The sequence below is a fragment of the Blastococcus sp. TF02-09 genome (genome assembly GCF_003319105.1).
Taxonomy (GTDB): Bacteria; Actinomycetota; Actinomycetes; order Mycobacteriales; family Geodermatophilaceae; genus Blastococcus.
Genome location: NZ_QOHH01000006.1, coordinates 98,927 through 121,100 on the forward strand (window position 1 = coordinate 98,927; position 22,174 = coordinate 121,100).

Sequence of the window (22,174 nt, forward strand, 5' to 3'; positions counted from 1 at the left end):
AGGGACGTGCAGAGCATGAACATCCTCGCTGCGGAGAGTTCCAACCCGCTGATCCCACCCGTGGGCGAGATCATCGTCGGCACCATCACGTTCGCGATCCTCTGCTTCGTGATGATCAAGTACGTGGTGCCCCGCTTCGAGCAGGTCTTCGTCGCGCGTCGCGAGGCCATCGAGGGTGGCATCGAGCGGGCCGAGGCCATGCAGGCCGAGGCGAAGGCTGCGCTCGAGCAGTACCGCGCCCAGCTGGCCGAGGCCCGCGGCGAGGCCGCGCAGATCCGGGACGCCGCCCGCGCCGAGGGGCAGCAGATCCTCGAGGAGCTGCGCGCCCAGGCGCAGGAGGAGTCGGCCCGCATCGTCGCCCGCGGCGAGGAACAGCTGGCCGCCCAGCGTCAGCAGATCGTCCACGAGCTCCGTGGTCAGATCGGCACGCTCGCCGTCGACCTGGCCGGGCGCGTGGTGGGCGAGTCGCTCGCCGACGACGCGCGTCGCAGCGGCACGGTCGACCGCTTCCTCGCCGAGCTCGACGGCATGGCCGCCTCCGGTGCCGGGCGCGGGGCCACCGTGGCGGAGAGCAACCGCTGATGGAGGCCTCAACCCGCGCGGCGACCGTCGAGGTGCGCGAGCGCCTCGCCGAGCTGACGCGCCCCGCCTCCGGGTTCGTGGAGCGGGCGAAGGACCGGCTGACCGGTGCGCCCGCGCGTGCCGCCACCGGCCCGGAGCTGCTCTCCCTGGCGGACGAGCTGTTCGCGGTGTCGCGGGTGCTGGACAGCCAGCTCACCCTGCGACGGGCGATGGCCGACCCGGCCGTGAAGCCGGAGGACCGCGCCGCCCTGGTGCGCCGCCTCTTCGGCTCGCAGCTGTCGTCGACCGCGCTGGACCTCGTCGAGACCATCGCCCGGCAGCGCTGGTCGCGGCCGATCGACCTGGTCGAGGCGACCGTCACGGTGGCCACCGAGGCGGCGCTGGACGCGGCCGACGTGGACGGCCGGCTCGACGGCGTCGAGGACGAGCTCTTCCGGTTCGGGCGGATCGTCGCCGGTGACCGCGAGCTCAACCGGATCCTCAGCGACCGCAAGGCCCCCGCGGAGGGCCGCCGGGCGCTCCTGGACCGGCTGCTGTCCGGTCGGGTTAACCCGGTCACCGAGCTGCTGCTGCGCAACGTCCTGACCGGTGCGCACGTCGGCACCGCCGAGATCGCCATCGAGCGGCTCTCGGACGTGGCCAGCCGCCGCCGCGGGCAGTCGGTCGCGCGGGTGACCACCGCCGTCCCGCTGACCGCGGCCCAGGAGCAGCAGCTCACCAGCGTGCTGGGCCGCCTCTACGGCCGTCCGGTCGGGCTCCAGGTCACCGTCGAGCCCGACGTGCTCGGTGGCCTGGTCATCCAGGTCGGCGACGAGGTCATCGACGGCAGCATCGCCCACCGGCTGGAAGCCGCCCGTCGGCGGCTGGCCGGCTGACCGCCCCTCCGCACCCCACAACGACACGACCCCCGCAGGGAAGAGGACCAGAGCCATGGCCGAGCTGACGATCTCCGCAGGCGAGATCCGCAGTGCCATCCAGAACTACGTCACCGAGTACCGGCCCGACGTCTCCCGCGAGGAGGTCGGGACGGTCACCGAGGCCGGCGACGGCATCGCCCGCGTCGAGGGCCTGCCCTCGGTCATGACCAACGAGCTGCTCGAGTTCGAGAGCGGCGTCCGCGGCCTGGCCCTGAACCTCGACGTGCGCGAGGTCGGTGTCGTCGTCCTGGGTGACTTCGCCGGCATCGAGGAGGGCCAGCAGGTCCGCCGCACCGGCGAGGTCCTCTCGGTCCCGGTCGGCGACGGCTACCTCGGTCGCGTCGTCGACCCGCTGGGCAACCCAATCGACGGTGGCGGCCCCATCGCCACGACCGGTCGCCGCGCCCTCGAGCTGCAGGCGCCCACCGTGGTGCAGCGCCAGTCGGTGCACGAGCCGATGCAGACCGGGATCAAGGCCATCGACGCCATGACCCCCGTCGGCCGCGGCCAGCGCCAGCTGATCATCGGTGACCGCCAGACCGGCAAGACGGCGGTCGCGGTCGACACGATCATCAACCAGAAGGAAGCCTGGGCCACCGGCGACCCGGCCCAGCAGGTGCGCTGCATCTACGTGGCCGTGGGGCAGAAGGGCTCGACGATCGCGGCCCTGCGCACCGCCCTCGAGGAGGCCGGCGCGATGGAGTACACGACCATCGTCGCCGCCCCCGCGTCCGAGGCGGCCGGCTTCAAGTACATCGCGCCCTACACCGGCTCGGCCATCGGCCAGCAGTGGATGTACGAGGGCAAGCACGTCCTCATCGTGTTCGACGACCTGTCCAAGCAGGCCGAGGCCTACCGCGCGGTCTCGCTGCTGCTGCGCCGTCCGCCGGGCCGCGAGGCCTACCCCGGCGACGTCTTCTACCTCCACTCCCGCCTGCTGGAGCGCTGCGCCAAGCTCTCCGACGAGCTGGGCGCCGGGTCGATGACCGGTCTGCCCCTGGTGGAGACCAAGGGCAACGACGTGTCGGCGTACATCCCGACCAACGTCATCTCGATCACCGACGGCCAGATCTTCCTCGAGACGGGTCTGTTCAACTCCGGTGTACGCCCCGCCATCAACGTCGGCATCTCGGTGTCCCGCGTCGGCGGCTCGGCGCAGGTGAAGGCGATGAAGTCCGTCGCCGGCCGCCTGCGCCTGGACCTGGCGCAGTTCCGCGAGCTGGAGGCCTTCGCCTCCTTCTCCTCCGACCTCGACGCCTCGAGCCGGGCCACCCTGGAGCGCGGTCAGCGCCTGGTCGAGCTGCTCAAGCAGGGCCAGTACTCGCCGTACCCGGTGGAGAAGCAGGTCGTCTCGCTGTGGCTGGGCACGACCGGCAAGCTCGACGTCGTGCCGGTCTCGGACGTGCGCCGCTTCGAGTCGGAGTTCCTCGACTACATCGGTCGCGGTGACAACGGGATCTTCGACGCCATCCGCAGCACCAAGAAGCTGGAGGACGACACCGTCGCCAGCCTTGAGCGTGCGGTGGAGACCTTCTACGGGCAGTTCACCACCGGCGACGGCGAGTCGCTGCGGGTGAACGAGCCCGAGGCCGAGGCCATGGACGCCTCGGAGCGGGGTCAGGAGCGCGTCCAGGTCAAGCGGAGCAGCTGACCCATGGCCGCCTCTCTGCGCGCCCTGCGGCGCCGCATCCGCTCCACGCAGTCGACGAAGAAGATCTTCTCGGCTCAGGAGCTGATCGCCGGTGCCCGCATCGTGCGCGCCCAGGCCCGGGTGGAGGCGTCCAAGCCCTACGCCCGGGAGATCACGCGAGTGCTCTCCGCCCTGGCGTCGTCGGCGTCGCTGGACCACCCGCTGCTCACCGAGCGGGAGAACCCCCAGCGCGCGGCGGTCCTGGTCATCACCTCCGACCGCGGCTTCGCCGGCTCGTACAACGTGAACGTGCTGCGCCGCACGGAGGAGCTGCTCGCGCTGCTCCGCCAGGAGGGCAAGCAGCCGGTGCTCTACGTCGTCGGCCGCAAGGGGGAGACCTACTACTCCTTCCGCGACCGCGAGATGGCGCAGACCTTCACCGGGTTCTCCGAGCAGCCCGCGTACGAGGACGCGCAGGAGGTCGGCTCCGCGCTCATCGACGTCTTCACGGCCGGTGAGGACGACGACGAGCAGGGTGGCGCCGGCGACGACGGCATCCTCGGCGTGGACGAGCTGCACATCGTCTACACCGAGTTCCGCTCGCTGCTCTCCCAGGTGCCCGTCGCCAAGCGGATGGCACCGCTGGAGGTCGAGGAGGTCGAGGAGTTCGACTACGAGCGGGAGGACCGCGAGAGCGGTGCTGCCGGCGAGTCGGGCGTCCCGACGTCCTATGAGTTCGAGCCGTCGGCCGAGGGCCTGCTGGACGCCCTGCTGCCGAAGTACATCACCACCCGCATCTACGCGGCGATGCTCGAGGCGGCCGCCTCGGAGTCGGCGTCGCGGCGGCGGGCGATGAAGTCGGCCTCGGACAACGCCGAGGAGCTGGCGAAGAATCTGTCCCGGCAGGCGAACCAGGCCCGTCAGGCGGAGATCACCCAGGAGATCAGCGAGATCGTCGGCGGCGCCGACGCGCTGGTCTCGGCCAACGCGGGCGACTGACCCGCCCACCACCGTTCCCCCACGAAGCACGAGCCCGAGGGCAGGAGAGCAGTACAGATGACCGTCACCGAGGACCGTCCGACCAGCTCGCAGACGCAGGCCAGCACCGGCCGCGTCGTGCGGGTCACCGGGCCGGTCGTCGACGTCGAGTTCCCGCGCGACGCGATGCCCGACCTGTTCAACGCTTTGAAGGTCGACGTCACGCTCGCCGACCTGAGCAAGACCCTGACCCTCGAGGTCGCCCAGCACCTGGGCGAGAACGTGGTCCGGACCATCTCGATGGCCCCGACCGACGGCCTCGTCCGCGGCTCCGAGGTTCTCGACACCGGCAGCGCGATCAGCGTGCCCGTCGGCGACGTCACCACCGGGCACGTGTGGAACGCCCTGGGCGAGTGCCTCGACCAGCCCGGTTACGGCTCGGACGCGCCGCGGTGGACCATCCACCGCCACGCGCCCCGGTTCGACCAGCTCGAGGGCCGCACCGAGATGCTGGAGACCGGCATCAAGGTCATCGACCTGCTCACGCCCTACGTGGCCGGCGGGAAGATCGGCCTGTTCGGTGGTGCCGGCGTCGGCAAGACGGTCCTCATCCAGGAGATGATCCGCCGCGTCGCCCAGGAGTTCGGTGGTGTGTCGGTGTTCGCCGGCGTCGGCGAGCGCACCCGCGAGGGCAACGACCTCATCACCGAGATGACCGAGTCCGGCGTCATCAACTCCACCGCGCTGGTCTTCGGCCAGATGGACGAGCCGCCGGGCACCCGCCTGCGGGTCGCGCTCTCGGCGCTGACGATGGCGGAGTACTTCCGCGACGAGATGAGCCAGGACGTGCTCCTCTTCATCGACAACATCTTCCGGTTCACCCAGGCCGGGTCCGAGGTCTCCACGCTGCTGGGCCGCATGCCCTCCGCCGTGGGGTACCAGCCGACCCTCGCCGACGAGATGGGCGAGCTGCAGGAGCGCATCACCTCGACCCGTGGCCGCTCGATCACCTCGATGCAGGCCATCTACGTGCCCGCGGACGACATCACCGACCCCGCCCCGCACACCACCTTCGCCCACCTCGACGCGACGACCGTGCTCTCGCGGCCGATCTCGGAGAAGGGCATCTACCCGGCCGTGGACCCGCTGGACTCCACCAGCCGGATCCTCGACCCGCAGTACGTCGGCGACGAGCACTACGCCATCGCCCAGCGGGTGAAGCAGGTGCTGCAGCGCTACCAGGAGCTGCAGGACATCATCGCCATCCTCGGCATCGACGAGCTCGGCGAAGAGGACAAGGTCACCGTGAACCGCGCCCGTCGCGTCGAGCGGTTCCTCTCGCAGAACATGTTCGTGGCCGAGGCCTTCACCGGTCAGCCCGGCTCGTTCGTGCCGCTGTCGGAGACGCTGCAGGCGTTCAAGGCAATCACCGAGGGCGAGTACGACAACGTCCCGGAGCAGGCGTTCTTCATGTGCGGTGGCCTCGAGGACCTCGAGCGCAACGCGGACAAGCTGAAGCGCTAAAGGACGCCCGCTGCCCCCCGCGCTTCGCACGCTCAGCGCGGGGCCCTGCAGCGGGGCCGGTTCCAGCACGTTCCGACGACGGCCGGGTCTCCCTGACGGGAGGCCCGGCCGTCGTCGTCCCGTCACCCGTCCGGGTATTTCTCCGCCGCCGGCCCTCCAGATCCCGGCCCCGCGTGCCGACCATCAGCGGTGGAGCGCCCGAGCGGCGGGCGCCGTCGCAGGGGTTCGACGTGGATCTGTACAGCGCAGCGCAGGGCGGCGCCGAGGAGTCCGGGTGGTCCTGGGCGCCCTACGCGCCCGAGGAACCGGTGGACATGGCCCGCTACCGGCTCGAGGAGTGGGCGCCCGCGTCCACCGTGCGCCACCCATGGGTCCGCGTCGGTCGCTTCACCCTGCTCTACCGCCGCGCTGCCTGAACGGGGCCAGGAGCAGGCCGGTGGGCGCCGGACGTTAGGCTGGAGGCCCGTCCGTGCAACCGAGGAGTGTCGTGGCGACCCTGCAGGTCGAGTTGGTGGCCGTCGAGCGCAAGATCTGGTCCGGTGAGGCCACGATGGTCATCGCCCGCACGACCGAGGGCGAGCTGGGCGTGCTGCCCGGTCACGCTCCGCTGCTGGGCCAGCTGGCCCCCGGCGGTGTGGTCACGATCCGCACCGAGTCCGGCGACGACCTCACCGTCGCCGCCCACGGTGGCTTCCTCTCGGTGACCGAGCGGGGGGTCTCCATCCTCGCCGAGACCGCGGAGATCTCGACCGAGATCGACGTGGCTCGCGCCCGCGAGGCCCTCAGCCGCGCCGAGGCCGCCGGTGACGAGCCCGGGGCGCTGGAGGCGGCCCGCCGGGCCGAGTCGCGGCTGCGCGCGGCCGGCGAGACCGTCTGAGCTCCTCGGCTTCTCCCGCCCCGCTTCCGGCTCTCCCGTGACCACGGCCCTGCTGGTCCTGCTCGGGCTGCTGGTCGTGGTCCTCGCGGTGGCGTTCCTGATCCGCCGCCGGTTCCTGCTCTCCGGGCTCGGCGCGGTCACGATGTGGCTGCGCACCCCGGACTCGTCGCGCTGGTCGGTGGGCGTCGCCTGGTACGGCGGCGACGCCCTGCTCTGGTACCGCGCCCTGTCGCTGTCGGTGCGTCCACGGCACCGGCTCTGCCGGTCGCAGTTCACCGTCGAGTCCCAGCGGCCGGCCGGCCGGGGCGACCTGGCACTGCCCGAGGACGTCGTGGTCCTGTCCTGCTCGACCGCCGAGGGTCACCGCGACCTGGCGATGGACCGTCCTACGGTCACCGGCTTCCTGTCCTGGGTGGAGTCGGCCCCGCCGGCGTCCTGAAGAAGGGCGGGTGGCCGGTCCATCGGCTCACGTGCGGTCCGCGCCGCCGGGCTGCCACAGGATGTCCCCGCCGGGGTTGGCGACGCGGGACAGGATGAACAGCAGGTCCGACAGCCGGTTCAGGTAGCGGGCCGTCTCGGCGTTCGTGACGCCGGTCCGCCCGGCTGCCTCGTCGGCGTCGAGCAGCGCCCACACGCTGCGCTCCGCCCGCCGGGCCACCACGCGGGCCTGGTGCAGCAGGGCGGCGAGCGGGGTGCCGCCGGGCAGGATGAAGCTGTCGAGCTTGGGCAGCGTCTCGTTGTAGCGGTCGCACGCGCCCTCGAGGCGCTCGGTGTAGGCGGCCGTGATGCGCAGCGGCGGGTACTCGGGGTCCGGCGTGATCGGCGTGCAGAGGTCGGCGCCGACGTCGAACAGGTCGTTCTGGATGCTGCGCAGCAGGTCGGCCAGCTCGGGCTCGGGGGAGCCGAGCGCCAGCGCCGTCCCGAGGACGCTGTTGGTCTCGTCGACGTCGGCGTAGGCGACCAGCCGCGGGTCGGTCTTGGACACCCGGCTCATGTCGCCGAGGTGCGTCTGGCCGGCGTCGCCGGTCTTCGTGTAGATGCGGGTCAGCCGGACCGTCATGGGGGCAGCCTAGTGAAAGGACCTCACTGCCCCCCGCCCGCTCGCGAGCTCGCGGCGGGCCCCTGCACCGGAGCCGTGGACGGAGAGTCCACGGTCGCCGCCGTAGGGTGGTCGGGTGGAGTGCTTCGAGGTGTCCGGCGGGACGTCCCTGTCCGGCCGGGTACGGGTCACCGGCGCGAAGAACAGCGCGCTCAAGCTCATGGCCGTGGCCCTGCTGGCTCCGGGCCGCACCACGATCGACGAGGTGCCCGACATCCTCGACGTCTCGATCATGAGCGAGGTGCTGCGCCGGCTCGGCTGCGGGGTCACGTACACGCCGACCCCCGGCAGCGGGGGCGGGGGCCGCGTCGTCGTCGACGTGCCCGAGCGGCCGTCGACGGAGACCGACTACGACCTGGTCCGCCGGATGCGCGCGTCGATCAACGTGCTGGGGCCGCTGGTCGCCCGGTGCGGCAGCGCGCGGGTCGCCCTGCCCGGTGGCGACGCGATCGGCTCGCGCGGTCTGGACATGCACATCTCCGGCCTGGAGCGGCTCGGCGCGACCATCGTCAGCGAGCACGGCTTCCTGGTGGCCACCGCGCCGCGGCTGACCGGCACGTCGATCTGGCTGGACTTCCCCTCCGTCGGGGCCACGGAGAACCTGGTCACCGCGGCGGTGCTGGCTGCGGGGACGACGGTCATCGACAACGCCGCCCGCGAGCCGGAGATCGTCGACATCTGCGCCATGCTCGTCGCGATGGGTGCGCGGATCGACGGCGCCGGCACCTCGACCATCACCGTCGAGGGGGTGGAGACGCTCTCGCCGGTCAGCTACTCGACCGTGCCCGACCGCATCGTCGCCGGCACGTGGGCGATCGGTGCCGTCATGACCCGCGGCGACGTGGTCATCGAGCGGGCCGTCGCCGCGCACCTCACCGTGGCGCTGGACAAGCTGGTCGACGCCGGCGCGACCGTCGAGGTGCTCCCGGAGGGGCTCCGCGTCGCGATGGCCGACCGGCCGCGCTGCATCGACGTCGTCACCCTGCCGTTCCCCGGCTTCCCGACCGATCTGCAGCCGATGGCCGTCGCGCTGGCCGCGGTCTCCACGGGCACCGCGCTGATCACCGAGAACGTCTACGACGGCCGGTTCATGTTCGTGAACGAGCTGGTGCGCCTGGGCGCCGACATCCGCATCGACGGCCACCACGCCGTCATCCGCGGGCGTGAGCGGCTCTCCAGCGCTCCGGTGGTGGCCACCGACATCCGGGCAGGGGCGGGCCTCGTGCTGGCCGGGCTGGTCTCCGACGGCGTCACCGAGGTGCAGGACGCCCACCACGTCGACCGCGGCTACCCGGACTTCGTCGAGCAGCTGCGCTCCCTGGGTGCGGAGGTCGAGCGGACGCAGCGCCCGGGCTAACCGGAGATCGCCGCGAGGGCGCGGGCACGGTCCGCCGCAGCGCCAGGGTCAACCAGAGAAGGACGCCGCCAGGCTGCGGGCGCGGGCCGCGTCGTCGGGGAAGACCAGCACGTCGGTCCGGTGCGGTGCCGGTGTGCGCTGGGTCGAGCGGATGCCGGCGTCGGAGAGGACCGCCCGCAGCGCGCGGGCCGTGCCCGGCGCCGAGACGGTCGCGACCAGGACCAGCAGCCCGTCGTCGGACCGGGCGGGGCGCGCCGCCGAACGGCCGTAGCCGGAGCCGAAGGCCCACCGGGTCACCAGCGCCAGCAGACCCACGACGAGGACGATCACCGCGATCGATCCCATCGCGCCCTCCCGAGCCGTGCCGTCCGCGCACCGCACCCGTCCGCCGGGCGGCGGAGGGTCCGTACGCCGATCGAGTGTGCCACCGGTCATCCCCACCTGGGCGGGGCTGCCCGCGCGGGACGACCGCCCTACACTCCGCCGGTATGCCGTTCCCGTCATCACCGGAGGAGCGTGACCGTCCCTGGGTCATGCGCACCTACGCCGGTCACTCCTCGCCGGCCGAGTCCAACGCGCTGTACCGGCGCAACCTGGCCAAGGGCCAGACCGGCCTCTCGGTGGCCTTCGACCTGCCGACGCAGACCGGGTACGACCCCGACGACGAGCTCGCCGTCGGTGAGGTCGGCAAGGTGGGCGTGCCGGTCACGCACCTCGGCGACATGCGGGCGCTCTTCGACGGGATCCCGCTCGACGAGATGAACACGTCGATGACGATCAACGCCACCGCGATGTGGCTGCTGGCGCTCTACCAGGCCGTCGCCGAGGAGCACGGGCACGACGTCAGCAAGCTGGCCGGCACGACGCAGAACGACATCATCAAGGAGTACCTGTCCCGCGGGACCTACGTGTTCCCGCCGGCTCCCTCGATGCGGCTGATCACCGACATGGTCGCCTACACGGTGACGACCATGCCGAAGTGGAACCCGATCAACATCTGCAGCTACCACCTGCAGGAGGCCGGGGCGACGCCGGAGCAGGAGATCGCCTACGCGATCAGCACCGCCATCGCCGTCCTCGACTCGGTGCGCGACTCCGGCCAGGTGCCGCAGGAGAAGTTCGGCGAGGTCGTCGCGCGCATCTCCTTCTTCGTGAACGCGGGCGTCCGCTTCGTCGAGGAGATGTGCAAGATGCGCGCCTTCACCCAGCTCTGGGACGAGCTGACGCAGGAGCGCTACGGCGTGCAGGACCCCAAGCACCGCCGCTTCCGCTACGGCGTGCAGGTCAATTCCCTCGGCCTCACCGAGGCGCAGCCGGAGAACAACGTCCAGCGCATCGTGCTGGAGATGCTCGCGGTGACCCTGTCGAAGGACGCCCGCGCCCGCGCGGTGCAGCTGCCGGCGTGGAACGAGGCGCTGGGGCTGCCCCGACCGTGGGACCAGCAGTGGTCGCTGCGGCTGCAGCAGGTGCTCGCCTACGAGACCGACCTGCTCGAGTACGAGGACCTGTTCACCGGCTCGGTCGTCGTCGAGCAGAAGGTCGCCGACATCCTCGAGGGCGCCCGCGCGGAGATCGCCCGGGTGCAGGAGATGGGCGGCGCCGTCGCGGCCGTCGAGTCCGGGTACATGAAGGGCCAGCTGGTCGGCTCGCTCGCCGAGCGCCGTCGCCGGATGGAGAGCGGTGAGGACGTCGTCGTCGGCGTCAACAAGTTCGAGACCACCGAGCCCAACCCGCTGCTGGCCGACCTCGACGCCGCGATCATGGTCGTCGACCCGGCCGTGGAGAGCGCCGCCCAGGAGGCGGTGAAGAAGTGGCGGGCCGAGCGCGACCAGGCCGCCGCCGACAAGGCGCTGGACGCCCTGCGCGAGGCCGCCTCCTCCGACGTGAACCTGATGGCCGCCACCCTCGAGTGCGCCCGCGCCGGCGTGACGACGGGGGAGTGGGCCGGCGTCCTCCGCGAGGTGTTCGGGGAGTACCGGGCGCCCACCGGCGTCGCCGCGGCGACCGGCGGTGGTGAGGCCGACGAGACGCTCACCGACGTGCGCGAGCGCGTCCGGGCCACCGGCGAGGAGCTCGGCGGGCGGCTGCGGTTCCTGGTCGGCAAGCCGGGCCTGGACGGGCACTCCAACGGCGCCGAGCAGATCGCCGTCCGCGCCCGCGACGCCGGGTTCGAGGTCATCTACCAGGGCATCCGGCTCACGCCGTCGCAGATCGTCTCTGCGGCGGTCGAGGAGGACGTGCACGTCGTCGGCCTGTCGGTGCTGTCCGGCTCGCACCTGCAGGTGGTGCCGGCGGTCCTGCAGGGGCTCAAGGACGCCGGCCTGGACGACGTCCCGGTCGTGGTCGGCGGGATCATCCCCGACAGCGACGCACGGCGGCTGCGCGAGCAGGGCGTGGCTCGCGTCTTCACGCCGAAGGACTTCGGGCTGACCGAGATCATGGGCTCGGTGGTCGACGTCATCCGCGAGGCCCACGGCCTCGACGACAAGGTGCCGGCCGGCGTCAGCCCTCGGCCGCCTGCGCCGCGGCGTAGCGCGCGTCGACGGCGTCGATGCTCGCCCGGCTGCTGAGGTCCACCCCGGCGCGGGCCGCGGCCGCCCGGATCGCCGGGCTGCCCAGGTCGGGCACCCGGAACTCGGCCGGGCGGACGGCCTTGTCGCGAGCCGCGTGGCCGCGCTGCTGCGCGGTCAGCTCGGGCGCGGAGGCCTCGGCTGCCTGCAGGACCGCGGCCGTCGCCGTGACCGTGGAGCCGGTGAGCCGGGTCCCGACCAGCGGCGCGTAGCCGGCGGAGTGCCCGGGCCGGTTGGCGTGGTAGGACTCGGACACCGGGCTGGACAGGCCGTTGACCCACTCCACGTCGTCGCACACGGCGTGGCCGACGAAGGCCGTCGTCGGGTTCGCGAAGCGGAAGCCGGCGTTCGAGGCAGCGGTGGAGATGCGAGCGTTGAGCAGGTCGGCCATGGCGTTGAGCCGGGTCTCCTCGTCGGGGGAGAACCAGGTCAGCGCGTTGCAGTCCTCGCCGTTGAAGATCCGCGGGTAGCCGGCCACCACGACCGTGGCCTGCGGCGCCCGGCTGCGGATCGCGGCGTAGAGCGTGGCCAGCCGGCCCGGGAGCTGGCCGGTGATGATGCTCTGCGCGGTGGCGACGGCCCCGTTGCAGTCACTCGCCCAGGCCGGCTGCGCGCAGGTGGTCATGACGTCGGCGAACCCGGCGTCGTTGCCGCCCACGCTGATCGTGACGTAGGCCGTGCTCGCCGAGAGGGCGCTCAGCTGCAGCGACGTCACGTCGGCGACCTTCGCGCCCGAGCAGGCGCGGAAGTTCAGGCTGTACCCCTTGCTCGCCGCGACGAGCGACGGATACGCGTACACGGAGCGCTGGCACGAGGTGCCGTCGGCCAGGTAGGTGCGCGTTCCCGTCCCGGACGAGTAGGAGTCGCCGAGGGCGACGTAGGCGGGACCTGCGGCCTGGGCCGGCACGGCGATCCCCGTCGTGCAGAGGGCCAGCGCGCCGAGTCCGACGGCGATGCGACGCCACGAGGGCATGGGCATTCCCTTCACTGAGAGTGCTGCTGATGTGACGGAGGTCACATGCTGGCAGGTCAGGGGCTCGCGCGGTTCCGCTTTCGCCGTGACACGCCTGGTCGGGGCATTTGTGGTCCCAGCGCAGGGAGCGGACGTTCCCGCGCAGGCCGGGTCGGGGCTAGCGTCGGTCCATGGCCGACGGTGCGCCCCGGGTCGAACGCGACGGCGACGTCGTCCGCATCACGATGGTGCGGGGGGCCCGGCGGAACGCCCTGTCCCGGGAGCACCTGACCCAGTTGCTCGCTGCCGTCACCGAGGCGGGCGGGAGCGATGCCACCGGCATCGTGCTGGGCGCCGAGGGGCCGGTGTTCAGCGCCGGCCACGACTTCGCCGACGTGGCCGACGCCGCGCTGCCCGAGGTGCGCAGCCTCCTGCTGCTGTGCACCGAGCTGATGCAGACGCTCCAGGACGTGCCCCAGGTTGTGGTGGCGCGGGTGCACGCGCTGGCCACCGCGGCCGGCTGCCAGCTGGTGGCCTCCTGCGACCTGGCGGTCGCCGCGGAGTCGGCCGGCTTCGCCGCGCCGGGCGGCAAGGGTGGCTGGTTCTGCCACACGCCGATGGTGGCGATCGCGCGGAACGTGGGGCGCAAGCGGGCGATGGAGCTCGCGCTCACCGGGGACGTCATCGACGCGCGGACGGCCCTCGACTGGGGCCTGGTCAACCGGGTCGTGCCGGACGCGGAGCTGGACGCCGCCGTCGACGAGCTGCTCGCCCGCGACCCGCGGCTCGCGGGCGAGCAAGGCGTGGGGCAAGCAGACGATGTACGCCCAGCTGGACCGGCCCGAGCGGGACGCGTACACGACGGTGATCGAGGTCATGGCCGCGGCCAGCCAGATCCCCGGCGCCCGGGAGGGGATGGCCTCCTTCCTGGAGAAGCGCCCGCCGCGGTGGCCGGACTGACCAGCTGACCGCTGTCCCGGAGACCGACGGGTAGCGTCGCCGTCCGTGCGCTTGGTGATCGCCCGTTGCTCCGTCGACTACATCGGGCGGCTCACCGCCCACCTGCCGATGGCCACCCGGCTGCTGCTGGTGAAGGCCGACGGCTCGGTGTCCATCCACGCCGACGACCGCGCCTACAAGCCGCTGAACTGGATGACGCCGCCCTGCACGCTCAAGGACGAGCTGGTCGACGGCGCGGGCACCTGGACGGTCACCAACAAGGCCGGCGAGCAGCTGGTCATCACCATCGAGGCCGTCGAGCACGACCACGCGCACGAGCTGGGCGTCGACCCCGGGCTGCAGAAGGACGGCGTCGAGGCCGAGCTGCAGCGGCTGCTGGCCCTGCACGTGGAGACCTTCGGCGAGGGCTGGTCGCTCGTGCGCCGGGAGTACCCGACCGCGATCGGCCCGGTCGACCTGCTCTGCCGCGACGCGACCGGCGCCACCGTCGCGGTGGAGATCAAGCGGCGAGGCAAGATCGACGGCGTCGAGCAGCTGACCCGCTACCTGGAGTTGCTCAACCGCGACCCGCTCCTGGCCCCGGTCAAGGGCGTGTTCGCCGCGCAGGAGATCAAGCCGCAGGCGCGGGTGCTCGCGCAGGACCGCGGGATCGACTGCGTCACCGTCGACTACGCCGTCCTAAAGGGGACGGACGACCCGACCCAGCGGCTGTTCTAGCTAGCCCTCGGGTGCCGCTGCGAGCAGTGGCCGCACGACGTCGTCGTACTGCTGCCGGTCGAACACGAGGCTCGTGACCGGCATCTCCTGCTCGGTCAGGTCGAGCGGCGCGTAGGCGGCCTGCCAACCGATGCTGCGCCACTCGACCCGGTCGTCACCCCGGACCAGCTCGGCGGTGAGGGCGCGGCAGTCCAGATCGAAGTCGACGTGGCAGACGAGCAGCGGCACTCGTCCGTCCGGCATCACCGTCCACTCGCGGCTGACGGGCTCCCCGAGGATCGCCCGGAGATAGTCGGCCTCGTAGTCGGGCAGGGCAGCGTCGTTCCGCACCGGAGTGACCTCCGAGGCCACCGAGCCGTCCGGCCACGCCACGACCTCGCGGAGTGGCACGCCGTCGATGGTCCAGTCCAGGTACGTGACCGCGCGGGGGACCAGTTCTCGACGGAACCAGCCGACCTTCTCGACCACCGACACGCTGACGATCGCGGGCGCTGTCCCGAGGGTTGAGACCGGGCCGGGCACGTGGGGAGTGTGGCAGGCCGTGGTGAGCACATGGCGGCTGCTTGTTCTGACGCCGTACCCGGCTCACCGGGCGCAGACGTCTTCCGTCGGGCGGGCGACGGGGTGACCATCGGGGGGACCGACGGCCGCGGACGCGACAGCTGACGGAGGCACCCCATGGGACGACTGCTCCTCCGAGCCACGCTGGGCGCGGTCTTCGTGGTCCACGGCACGCAGAAGCTGTTCGGGTGGTTCGGCGGGTACGGACCGGACGGCACCGGCCAGTTCTTCGAGTCCCTGGGCCTGCGGCCCGGACGTCGGAACGCGCTGCTGGCCGGAGCGACCGAGACCGGGAGCGGTGTCCTCCTGGCCGCCGGCGCAGCCACCCCCGCGGCTGCGGCCGGAGTGACGGGGATGATGATCAGCGCGCTGGCGACGACGGTCTGGAAGGACGGCATCCGACCCGCCACCGGCGAGTTCGAGGTGCTGCTCGCTGCCGCAGCGCTCGCGCTCGCCGATGAGGGGCCCGGCCCGTGGTCGGTCGACGCCGCGCTCGGACAGGAACGCACCGGTGCCCCCTGGGCGCTGGGCGCGCTGGCGGCAGGCGCGGTCGGCACGGGTCTGGTGCTCGCCAGCGCCCGGGCGGCCCAGCCGACGGCGCCGGCGCCCGCCACCGAATCGGCGCCCGCCACGGCGTCGGACGCCTGACCCCGGCGCCGACTGCATCGTCCGGCGTGGACCTCGCCTACCGGGCTCTCCGTGCCAGGCACTCGTCCCTCAGCGGTGGCAACACGGACCAGGCCATGAGTTCGATCCACCCGTGTGCGAGGTGCACCTGCTCCACGTCCACATCGGGGTGAGCGCTCGCGATGCGCGAGTCGATGGCCTGGCGAGCATTGAGGAGACGACGGTCGGCGGGCGGGTGGGTACCCACGTTGTCCGGCCGCAGGGGTATCCCGCCGTGCTCGAGGTAGTCGCGTGCGAAGTCCACGAGGACGCCGATCATGGGGGCCATCTCCGCCATCAGACAGGCGAGGAAGCCGCTGGTCTTCGGCATCAGGAATTCGATCGAGACCGTGGCCGCGAACGTGTCCGCGTCGAACTCGCAGCTCCAGTCGAACGACAGGGCGTCGGCGTCTCCGGATGTGCGCTCCATGGCAGCCCGTTCCAGGTGGCGCAGGTACACGTGACCGAGCTCGTGCGCCACGACGTAGCGGAGGTAGCTGGACCGAATGTTGCCTGCGAAGCCGTCTCTGACCAGGAACTCCTCGGGGATTCGAGGTATGGCGGTGCGCGCGTCCTGCGTCGCGGCGTACGAGGCCAGGGTCTCGACGATCGAGGCGAGGATCGCCGAACCCGGCGCGAAGACGTGACCGGCAGCGGAGGCCACGCTGTCGAACCGGTCGAGGACCGTCATGATCGCGTCCCAGGCGTACGAGATCTGGCACCCCATGAGCTCGGCGAGCGTGAACACACCGTCGTCGTAGACCGTCACGTAGGCGTTCGACGGGAGGCGTCTGGTCTCCGCGTTGTGATGCCCCAGCGTCGTCGAGGCGAAGGGCACCCAGGTGTCGTCGGCGGTCCCCATGTCCCGTGCGGTCTCCAGCACCTCCCGGTTGTGGGCGACGAGCGCGTAGAGGTAGGACGGGTTCTGGAACGGCCCGAGCTGCACCATCAACCGTCGGGTGGCCTCGAGGTCGGCCGCGACCCGGGCGTCCCCGCGAGGAGCGTCGGCGCAGAGATCGGCGAACACGACGCCGGACGCGTATCCGTACCGCTCCGGATCCGGTGCGAAGCCCCGCTCGCGGATGGCGTGCACCTGCAGGCGTTCGACGTACCGCTGCACGTCGACGGGGATCTCCACACCGACCTCCTCACGCCGACGAGCTGGAGCCTCTCCGACAGCCCGACCGTCGGAGGACCGGTCACTCCACGTGCACCCGTGCCGCGTCGCCGACGCTGTCCTGGACCAGCGCGGAGACGGCGTCCGCCTGCATGCCGGTCGCGTCCTTGACGAGCAGGCGCAAGGTGTCGAGGACCTGGCCGAACATGCCCCGTGGCTCCTTGACCTCAACGCTCACGGTTCCGTCCGCCGCGATCATCTGCACGTAGCCGTACGCGATCTGCTTCGAGCGGTAGGCCGGTCGAGGGGCGTCGGGTCGCATGTCGAAGACCTGACCGCCCTTCGACTCCTCGATGAAGTGCGCAACGGTCGCGACGGCGAGCGACGAGCCGAACATGACCAGCGTGATCGTCGCAGGATCGACGAGGCGACGGCTGTCGTCGGTCTCCACCCGGACGCCCTCGGCTGCTGCGAAGCGGCGCACGCGGTCCTCGTCCTCGACGCCGACGATCGCGTAGTCCTCCACCTGGTCGGCACCGTCGGCCGGGGGCGCATCCCCGGAGCTGCTGTCGAGAGTGGGCACGGTGCCTCCCGCAGGTCGTGATGGCTGTCCTGGGCTCGTCGGGGTGAGTCCGGTCGCCGCACCGTAGGGGGCCGCCGGCACGGACGACAGGACACCGGGGACGCCGCCGCATCCGGGCCGACGACGTTCCGGTGGCCGGTACACGCGGGCGCCGGCCGACGACGGAGTGTCACTCGCGGTGCGCGCGATGCAGGTGCGAGCCGTCGACCCGGCAGCCCTCGAGTCCTGCTCGGGTCCCCGCCGGCGGCGTCGGTGCCGAGCCCGGACGGGTGACCCTCGGGCGGTGCCCGAGGGGCTAGTGAGAGACTGCGCCGGATCATCGACGGTGGAGGGATGGCAGCGTGGCCAGGGAATTGAACGAGGTCGGCATCGTGGGGCTGGGCACCGCTGGTGCCGCCATCGCGGAGGTATTCGCCCGGGCGGGCCTGTCGGTCACGGCCGTCGAGGTCAGCGACGAGGCGGCTGCCCGCGGCCGTGCCGCGATCGAGCGCTCGGTCGCCGCCGGTGAGGCCGACGACGCCGCGCTGGGCCGCATCCGCTACAGCACGTCGCTCGAGGACCTCTCCGGCGCGGAGCTGGTCGTCGAGGCCGTCCCCGAGCGCCTGGAGCTCAAGCGGGAGATCTTCGGCCAGCTCGACAAGATCGTCGGCCCGGACGCCATCCTCGCGACCAACACCTCCAGCCTGTCGGTCACCGAGCTCGCGGTGGGCACCGGCCGGCCGAGCAAGGTCATCGGACTGCACTTCGCCAACGCCGTCCCGACGGCGACGCTGGTCCAGGTCGCCCGCACCGCCGTCACCGACGCGTCGGTGGTCGACGACGCCGTGGCCCTGGTCGAGCGGGTGGGCAAGGTCGCGGTGACGGTGGGGGACCAACCCGGCTTCATCACCGACGCCCTGCTCTTCGGCTACCTCAACCACGCGGTCTCGATGTTCGAGAACGGCTACGCCAGCCGCGAGGACATCGACGCCGCCATGCGGTTCGGCTGCGGCCTGCCCATGGGCCCGCTGCAGGTCCTGGACCTCATCGGCGTCGACACCGCCTACGACGTCCTCGACTCGCTGCACGCGGTTTCCGGCAAGCGGCTGCACGCGCCCAGCCCGGTGCTCAAGCAGATGCGGACCGCCGGCCTGCTGGGCCGGAAGTCCGGCCGCGGCTTTTACACCTACGCCGAGGCCGGGTCGGGCGAGGTCGTCGCCGACGCCGCCACCCCGACCCCGGGTGGTGCCGCCGAGGGCGCCCGCCCGGTGCAGAGCGTCGGCGTCGTCGGCTCCGGGACGATGGCCACCGGCATCATCGAGGTGGTCGCCAAGGCCGGCTACGACGTCACCTTCATCGCCCGCTCGGACGAGAAGGTCGCCAACGTCGAGAAGGCCCTGGCGAAGTCGCTGGACAAGCAGGTGGAGCGCGGCCGGCTCGAGCAGTCCGTCCGCGACGAGGTCCTCGGCCGGGTCACCGGCGCCAGCTCCGTCGAGGCGCTGGGCGACGTCGACCTGGTCATCGAGGCCGTGGTCGAGTCGCTGCCGGTCAAGGAGGCGCTGTTCGCCGACCTCGGCCGGATCACCAAGCCGGGTGCGGTGCTCGCCACCACGACCTCGAGCCTGCCGGTCATCAAGTGCGCGCAGGCCAGCGGCCGTCCGGCCGACGTGGTGGGCATGCACTTCTTCAACCCCGCGACGGTCATGAAGCTGGTCGAGGTGGTCTCCACCGTCACCACCGCTCCGGACGTCGCCGCCACGGTGCACGCGGTCACGGCGAAGATCAAGAAGACCGCGGTCTCCTGCAGCGACCGGGCCGGCTTCATCGTCAACGCGCTGCTCTTCCCCTACCTGAACGACGCGGTGAGCATGCTCGCGGCGCACTACGCCTCGACGACCGAGATCGACACGGCCGTCAAGGCGGGGCTGGGGTACCCGATGGGCCCCTTCGAGCTCCTCGACGTCGTCGGCAACGACGTGTCGCTGGCCATCGAGAACGAGCTGCACACCGAGTTCCGCGACCCGGCGCTCGCGCCGGCGCCGCTCCTGGAGCACCTGGTCAGCGCCGGCTACCTCGGCCGCAAGACCGGTCGTGGCTTCCACGACTACGCGCGTCGCTGATCCTTGCCCCGTCGGCGCCCTCGGCCCGGTTCCCGATCTGCTGGTCGGGAGCCGGGCCGTCGCGCTGAGCAGGTCGAGAGGGCCGGCGACGGCGACTGGGTCGTCCGGACGATTACCGGGGCGAGCACCGGCAAGACCTACCGCTGCCCCGGGTGCGACCAGGAGATCCGGCCGGGGACGCCGCACGTGGTGACCTGGCCGGCGTACGCCCGCGACTCCGACCTCGACCCGTGGGACACCGAGTCGGCCGCGGACCGGCGGCGGCACTGGCACACCACCTGCTGGCGCGCCCGCGCCCGCCGCCGCTAGCCGATGAGGCGGGCGAAGACCACCACGTTGTCGGTGTAGCTGCCGGTGGCGCGGTCGAAGGTGCCGCCGCAGGTGATCAGCCGCAGCTCGGCGCCGGGCGTCGGCCCGTAGACCTCGCCGGTGGGGAAGTCGTCCTTCCCGACCTGCACGACCCGGTCGACGGCGAACGTCACGGTGCTGCCGTCGGCGCGGTCGACGACCACCTCGTTCCCCGGTGCGAGCCGGTGCAGCCCCTGGAACACGGCGGGGCGCCCCGCCCAGTCGACGTGCCCGGCGAGCACGGCCGGCCCCGGTTCGCCGGGTCGCGGGCCGCGGGCGTACCACCCGGCCTGTGACGGGTCGGCGGGCACCGCCAGCGCGCCGGCAGCGTCGAGCCCCGAGGCGGTGACGACGGCGTCGATCCCGACGGCGGGTGCGCGGACGCGCACCGGCGTCGCGTGCCCGGAGCGGTCCCCGCCGGCCAGGGCGGCGGCCAGCAGCGGGAAGCGCGCCCGCAAACCGCCGGTACCGCTCAGCAGCCCCGGCCGCCCGTCGTGCTCCACGGCTGCCAGGCCGCCGGCCGCCACGCCGCCGACCGGCACCGCGTCCGGCGCGATCGGGGTGGCCGGGGACGCGTCGAGGACGGTGCGCACGGTCAGGCCGCCGTCGGGGGAGTCGAGGACGAGCAGGCTCACCACAGTCCCGCCCACCAGGTCCACCGGCACGGTGGTGGCGCGGTCGTCTGCGGTCAGCCGCACCCGCACCGGTCCGGCCGGGACCGCGGTGGCGGCGGACACGGCCGGGAAGGACAGCCCTGCCGCCAGCGGAGGGCCACCCTCGACGGCGACGTCCACCGTGGGTGCCCCGGCCGCCGCGGCGAGCACCCGCACGCGCGCGGTCCCGTCGTCCGGCGGGGTGAGGTCGTCGGGGAGGGGCTGGAGGCCGAGGTCGGCGAAGGTCCCGGTCAGCGCGAGCGTACGGGCCTCACCGGCGGCGACCTCGACGCGCAGGGAGAGGGCCGGGGGCGTGGCGCCGGGGCTGTCGGCCGGCCGCACGCTGACCGCATAGCTGCCCGGAGCGAGCCGGCGGTAGCCGCCGACGTCGCCGTAGCCGAGCCCACGGGCGACGTCCGTGCCCGGCTCGGTGGCGGGACCACCGACCGGTGCCGGTGTCAGCGCGACGTCGACGGCGGGTGAGTCGGGGGAGAGGTGGGCGATCCGCAGCTGCCCGGGCTCGTCGGCGGCCTGCGCCGAGGGCGAGCCGCCGACGAGGGCGAGGAACGAGCAGAGCAGGCCGACCGCCGCGACGGCGAGAGTCCGGCGGCCCCGCGGACCGGGGCCGCGGGGGGCGTCCCTCAGGAGCGGCCCTGGGCGACGGGCTGGTCGATCTCCTGGGTCGACGGACCGCCGGGGGCCGGGTTGGGGCGGGGCGGAAGAGGCAGCTGCCGGGTGATCGGTCCCTCTCCCCGGGCCTGACGGGTCGCCCCGGCCTCGGCGTCGCCACGCGAGGCCGGCGTGCCCGATCCGGCGGGTAGCGTCGTCGGCTGGGCCTGCTCGGCGGCCTGGGGAGCCGTCACCGCCGGCTGCACGGCCGTCTGAGGGGCCGACACCGCCGGCTGCACAGCGGTCTGGGGACCGGCCGCCGCGGGCTGGCCGGTCCGCGGCGTGGGCTGCGGACGCTGCTCGGGCGCCCGGCCGGCCTCGGCTCGCGCGGGCTCCTCGCCGGCCGCCTCCGGACGGGCCGGCTCGGGGCGCTGGGCGGCCGGGGGCTCCGGCTGCTCGGCGCGGTCGCCGAGGTCGGGCAGGTTGTCCAGCAGCCGACGGGCCTGGACCAGCCGGCTGGTGAGCTCGTCGCGGACCCCGCGGATGGCCTCGGCCTTGGCCTCGGCGTCGGCGACGAGCGCGGCGGCGTGCTGCTCGGCGGCGGCGACCCGCTGGCGGGCGGCCTGGGTGGAGACGCGCTCGCGCTCCTCCTCGGCCCGCGCGGCCTCGGCGCGGCGGGCCCGCTGGGCGATGTCGAAGTCCTCCTCGACCTTGGCCCGCCGGGCCTGGGACTCGGCGTCGAGGCGGGCGACCCGCTCCTGGGCCTTGGAGACCAGCTCGTCGGCGCGGAGCTGGGCCTTCTGCATGATCTGCTCGGCGCCCTGGCGGGCCTCGGCGATCATCCGCTCCACCTCGGCCTGACCGGCCGCGTGGCGCTCGAGCAGGGCGCGCTCCTCGGCGTCGGTCTGCTCGCGGACGGCCTGGGCGTCGAGCTCGGCCGCGCGGCGGATCTCGCCGGCCTCCTCCTCGGCCAGCTGCAGCATGTGCTGGATGCGCTCGCTGATGTTCTCGAAGGTGGGGGCCGCGGCGGTGGCGGCCTTCCGGCGCAGCGACTCGATCTCGCCGTGCATCGCGGAGAGCTGCCCGGCGAGGTCGGCGCTGCGGGCGACCGCGGCGTCCCGGTCGGCCAGTGCGATGCGGAAGTCCGCCTCGAGCCGCTCGATGGTGTCGGCGACCTGGCTGCGGTCGTACCCCCGCAGCACCACGTCGAACGAGTGCTGGGCCTCGTGCATCGGCAGATCGTGGCGGGGGTCGCTCATGTCGTCATCCTCGCAGAAGGGGGATCGGCTCGTCACCGTGTCGTGCTCAGGCGATCCCAATGGTCACCGACGTCACCCGAGCCACGCCGCCCAGGGGCGGACGCACGAGGGCCCGG

At 72.8% G+C, this 22,174-nt stretch carries 23 protein-coding genes; 15 read left to right on the top strand and 8 right to left on the bottom strand.

All coding sequences use genetic code 11. The annotated features are described in order from the left end of the window. The first annotated feature begins 15 nt into the window (after positions 1-15). The 8 genes from DQ239_RS10805 to DQ239_RS10840 all read left to right on the top strand — a co-directional run bounded on the left by DQ239_RS10805 (position 16) and on the right by DQ239_RS10840 (position 6,947). Positions 16-582: a F0F1 ATP synthase subunit B gene (locus DQ239_RS10805; protein ID WP_113834419.1), complete on the top strand. Its 567-nt coding sequence runs from the start codon at positions 16-18 to the stop codon at positions 580-582. Continuing rightward, a complete protein-coding gene (locus DQ239_RS10810) occupies positions 582-1,457 on the top strand; it encodes a F0F1 ATP synthase subunit delta (protein WP_113834420.1) in 876 nt (291 codons plus the stop codon). The genes DQ239_RS10805 and DQ239_RS10810 overlap by 1 nt, the downstream gene beginning before the upstream one ends. Positions 1,458-1,512: 55 nt before the next feature. Then, a complete protein-coding gene (gene atpA / locus DQ239_RS10815) occupies positions 1,513-3,150 on the top strand; it encodes a F0F1 ATP synthase subunit alpha (protein ID WP_113834421.1) in 1,638 nt (545 codons plus the stop codon). A 3-nt stretch (positions 3,151-3,153) separates the two neighbouring features. Then, positions 3,154-4,128, top strand: a complete 975-nt coding sequence (locus DQ239_RS10820; RefSeq protein ID WP_113834422.1) for a F0F1 ATP synthase subunit gamma — start codon at positions 3,154-3,156, stop codon at positions 4,126-4,128. Between the two features lie 57 nt (positions 4,129-4,185). After that, positions 4,186-5,631 carry a F0F1 ATP synthase subunit beta gene (gene atpD / locus DQ239_RS10825; protein WP_113834423.1) on the top strand — a complete coding sequence of 482 codons (1,446 nt, stop codon included), beginning with the start codon at positions 4,186-4,188 and terminating at the stop codon, positions 5,629-5,631. Between the two features lie 173 nt (positions 5,632-5,804). Continuing rightward, positions 5,805-6,047, top strand: a complete 243-nt coding sequence (locus DQ239_RS10830) for a hypothetical protein (RefSeq protein WP_113834424.1) — start codon at positions 5,805-5,807, stop codon at positions 6,045-6,047. 71 nt (positions 6,048-6,118) lie between these two features. After that, positions 6,119-6,508 carry a F0F1 ATP synthase subunit epsilon gene (locus DQ239_RS10835; RefSeq protein ID WP_113834425.1) on the top strand — a complete coding sequence of 130 codons (390 nt, stop codon included), beginning with the start codon at positions 6,119-6,121 and terminating at the stop codon, positions 6,506-6,508. 37 nt (positions 6,509-6,545) lie between these two features. Next, positions 6,546-6,947, top strand: coding sequence for a DUF2550 domain-containing protein (locus tag DQ239_RS10840; RefSeq protein ID WP_113834426.1), 402 nt, complete (start codon positions 6,546-6,548; stop codon positions 6,945-6,947). A gap of 27 nt (positions 6,948-6,974) precedes the next feature. On the opposite strand, the gene DQ239_RS10845 is transcribed toward DQ239_RS10840, so the two are convergent. Then, on the bottom strand, positions 6,975-7,568 hold the full coding sequence (locus DQ239_RS10845) for a cob(I)yrinic acid a,c-diamide adenosyltransferase (protein ID WP_113834427.1): 594 nt from the start codon (positions 7,566-7,568) through the stop codon (positions 6,975-6,977). Between the two features lie 115 nt (positions 7,569-7,683). Here DQ239_RS10845 and murA point away from each other — a divergent pair, with 115 nt between their 5' ends. Continuing rightward, positions 7,684-8,964 (top strand): UDP-N-acetylglucosamine 1-carboxyvinyltransferase, encoded by a 1,281-nt coding sequence (gene murA / locus DQ239_RS10850; RefSeq protein ID WP_113834428.1) that lies wholly within the window; start codon positions 7,684-7,686, stop codon positions 8,962-8,964. 48 nt (positions 8,965-9,012) lie between these two features. Here murA and DQ239_RS10855 read toward each other — a convergent pair whose 3' ends face one another. Continuing rightward, entirely contained in the window at positions 9,013-9,309 is a 297-nt protein-coding gene (locus DQ239_RS10855; RefSeq protein ID WP_113834429.1) for a hypothetical protein, read from the bottom strand. Between the two features lie 143 nt (positions 9,310-9,452). On the opposite strand from DQ239_RS10855, the gene DQ239_RS10860 reads away from it, so the two are divergent. Then, positions 9,453-11,534 carry a protein meaA gene (locus tag DQ239_RS10860; RefSeq protein ID WP_255411218.1) on the top strand — a complete coding sequence of 694 codons (2,082 nt, stop codon included), beginning with the start codon at positions 9,453-9,455 and terminating at the stop codon, positions 11,532-11,534. Here the strand turns inward: DQ239_RS10860 and DQ239_RS10865 are convergent. Then, positions 11,467-12,507, bottom strand: coding sequence for an SGNH/GDSL hydrolase family protein (locus DQ239_RS10865; protein ID WP_113834430.1), 1,041 nt, complete (start codon positions 12,505-12,507; stop codon positions 11,467-11,469). The two genes, DQ239_RS10860 and DQ239_RS10865, sit on opposite strands and share 68 nt — an antisense overlap. Positions 12,508-12,677: 170 nt before the next feature. Between DQ239_RS10865 and DQ239_RS10870 the strand changes: the two genes are divergently transcribed. Both DQ239_RS10870 and nucS read left to right on the top strand, forming a co-directional pair. After that, a complete protein-coding gene (locus DQ239_RS10870; protein WP_233489076.1) occupies positions 12,678-13,454 on the top strand; it encodes an enoyl-CoA hydratase-related protein in 777 nt (258 codons plus the stop codon). Between the two features lie 37 nt (positions 13,455-13,491). Next, positions 13,492-14,163, top strand: coding sequence for an endonuclease NucS (gene nucS / locus DQ239_RS10875; RefSeq protein ID WP_113834431.1), 672 nt, complete (start codon positions 13,492-13,494; stop codon positions 14,161-14,163). Here the strand turns inward: nucS and DQ239_RS10880 are convergent, their stop codons facing one another. Beyond that, positions 14,164-14,685 (bottom strand): hypothetical protein, encoded by a 522-nt coding sequence (locus DQ239_RS10880; protein ID WP_147252082.1) that lies wholly within the window; start codon positions 14,683-14,685, stop codon positions 14,164-14,166. 156 nt (positions 14,686-14,841) lie between these two features. Here DQ239_RS10880 and DQ239_RS10885 point away from each other — a divergent pair, with 156 nt between their 5' ends. Continuing rightward, entirely contained in the window at positions 14,842-15,372 is a 531-nt protein-coding gene (locus DQ239_RS10885; RefSeq protein ID WP_113834433.1) for a DoxX family protein, read from the top strand. Between the two features lie 37 nt (positions 15,373-15,409). Here the strand turns inward: DQ239_RS10885 and DQ239_RS10890 are convergent, their stop codons facing one another. Continuing rightward, positions 15,410-16,528, bottom strand: coding sequence for a hypothetical protein (locus DQ239_RS10890; RefSeq protein WP_113834434.1), 1,119 nt, complete (start codon positions 16,526-16,528; stop codon positions 15,410-15,412). Positions 16,529-16,589: 61 nt separating this feature from the next. After that, the gene (locus DQ239_RS10895; protein ID WP_113834435.1) at positions 16,590-17,090 is read right to left on the bottom strand and encodes a hypothetical protein; all 501 of its coding nucleotides are present in this window, start codon (positions 17,088-17,090) and stop codon (positions 16,590-16,592) included. A gap of 341 nt (positions 17,091-17,431) precedes the next feature. Here DQ239_RS10895 and DQ239_RS10900 point away from each other — a divergent pair, with 341 nt between their 5' ends. After that, positions 17,432-19,189, top strand: coding sequence for a 3-hydroxyacyl-CoA dehydrogenase family protein (locus tag DQ239_RS10900; RefSeq protein WP_113834436.1), 1,758 nt, complete (start codon positions 17,432-17,434; stop codon positions 19,187-19,189). A gap of 186 nt (positions 19,190-19,375) precedes the next feature. Further along, the gene (locus DQ239_RS21175) at positions 19,376-19,498 is read left to right on the top strand and encodes a hypothetical protein (protein WP_255411219.1); all 123 of its coding nucleotides are present in this window, start codon (positions 19,376-19,378) and stop codon (positions 19,496-19,498) included. Here the strand turns inward: DQ239_RS21175 and DQ239_RS20910 are convergent. Beyond that, entirely contained in the window at positions 19,495-20,835 is a 1,341-nt protein-coding gene (locus tag DQ239_RS20910) for a class F sortase (protein ID WP_348519329.1), read from the bottom strand. The genes DQ239_RS21175 and DQ239_RS20910 overlap by 4 nt on opposite strands. After that, positions 20,832-22,058 (bottom strand): hypothetical protein, encoded by a 1,227-nt coding sequence (locus DQ239_RS10915; protein WP_113834439.1) that lies wholly within the window; start codon positions 22,056-22,058, stop codon positions 20,832-20,834. The genes DQ239_RS20910 and DQ239_RS10915 overlap by 4 nt, the downstream gene beginning before the upstream one ends. Between the last annotated feature and the right edge of the window lie 116 nt (positions 22,059-22,174).

Excerpts from the sequence above, each read along its gene's own strand:
- DQ239_RS10805 (WP_113834419.1), top strand. The coding sequence starts at position 16 with ATGAACATCCTCGCTGCGGAGAGTTCCAACCCGCTGATCCCACCCGTG.
- DQ239_RS10810 (WP_113834420.1), top strand. The coding sequence starts at position 582 with ATGGAGGCCTCAACCCGCGCGGCGACCGTCGAGGTGCGCGAGCGCCTC.
- atpA (WP_113834421.1), top strand. The coding sequence starts at position 1,513 with ATGGCCGAGCTGACGATCTCCGCAGGCGAGATCCGCAGTGCCATCCAG.
- DQ239_RS10820 (WP_113834422.1), top strand. The coding sequence starts at position 3,154 with ATGGCCGCCTCTCTGCGCGCCCTGCGGCGCCGCATCCGCTCCACGCAG.
- atpD (WP_113834423.1), top strand. The coding sequence starts at position 4,186 with ATGACCGTCACCGAGGACCGTCCGACCAGCTCGCAGACGCAGGCCAGC.
- DQ239_RS10845 (WP_113834427.1), bottom strand. The coding sequence starts at position 7,568 with ATGACGGTCCGGCTGACCCGCATCTACACGAAGACCGGCGACGCCGGC.
- DQ239_RS10855 (WP_113834429.1), bottom strand. The coding sequence starts at position 9,309 with ATGGGATCGATCGCGGTGATCGTCCTCGTCGTGGGTCTGCTGGCGCTG.
- DQ239_RS10860 (WP_255411218.1), top strand. The coding sequence starts at position 9,453 with ATGCCGTTCCCGTCATCACCGGAGGAGCGTGACCGTCCCTGGGTCATG.
- DQ239_RS10865 (WP_113834430.1), bottom strand. The coding sequence starts at position 12,507 with ATGCCCTCGTGGCGTCGCATCGCCGTCGGACTCGGCGCGCTGGCCCTC.
- DQ239_RS10870 (WP_233489076.1), top strand. The coding sequence starts at position 12,678 with ATGGCCGACGGTGCGCCCCGGGTCGAACGCGACGGCGACGTCGTCCGC.
- DQ239_RS10885 (WP_113834433.1), top strand. The coding sequence starts at position 14,842 with ATGGGACGACTGCTCCTCCGAGCCACGCTGGGCGCGGTCTTCGTGGTC.
- DQ239_RS10915 (WP_113834439.1), bottom strand. The coding sequence starts at position 22,058 with ATGAGCGACCCCCGCCACGATCTGCCGATGCACGAGGCCCAGCACTCG.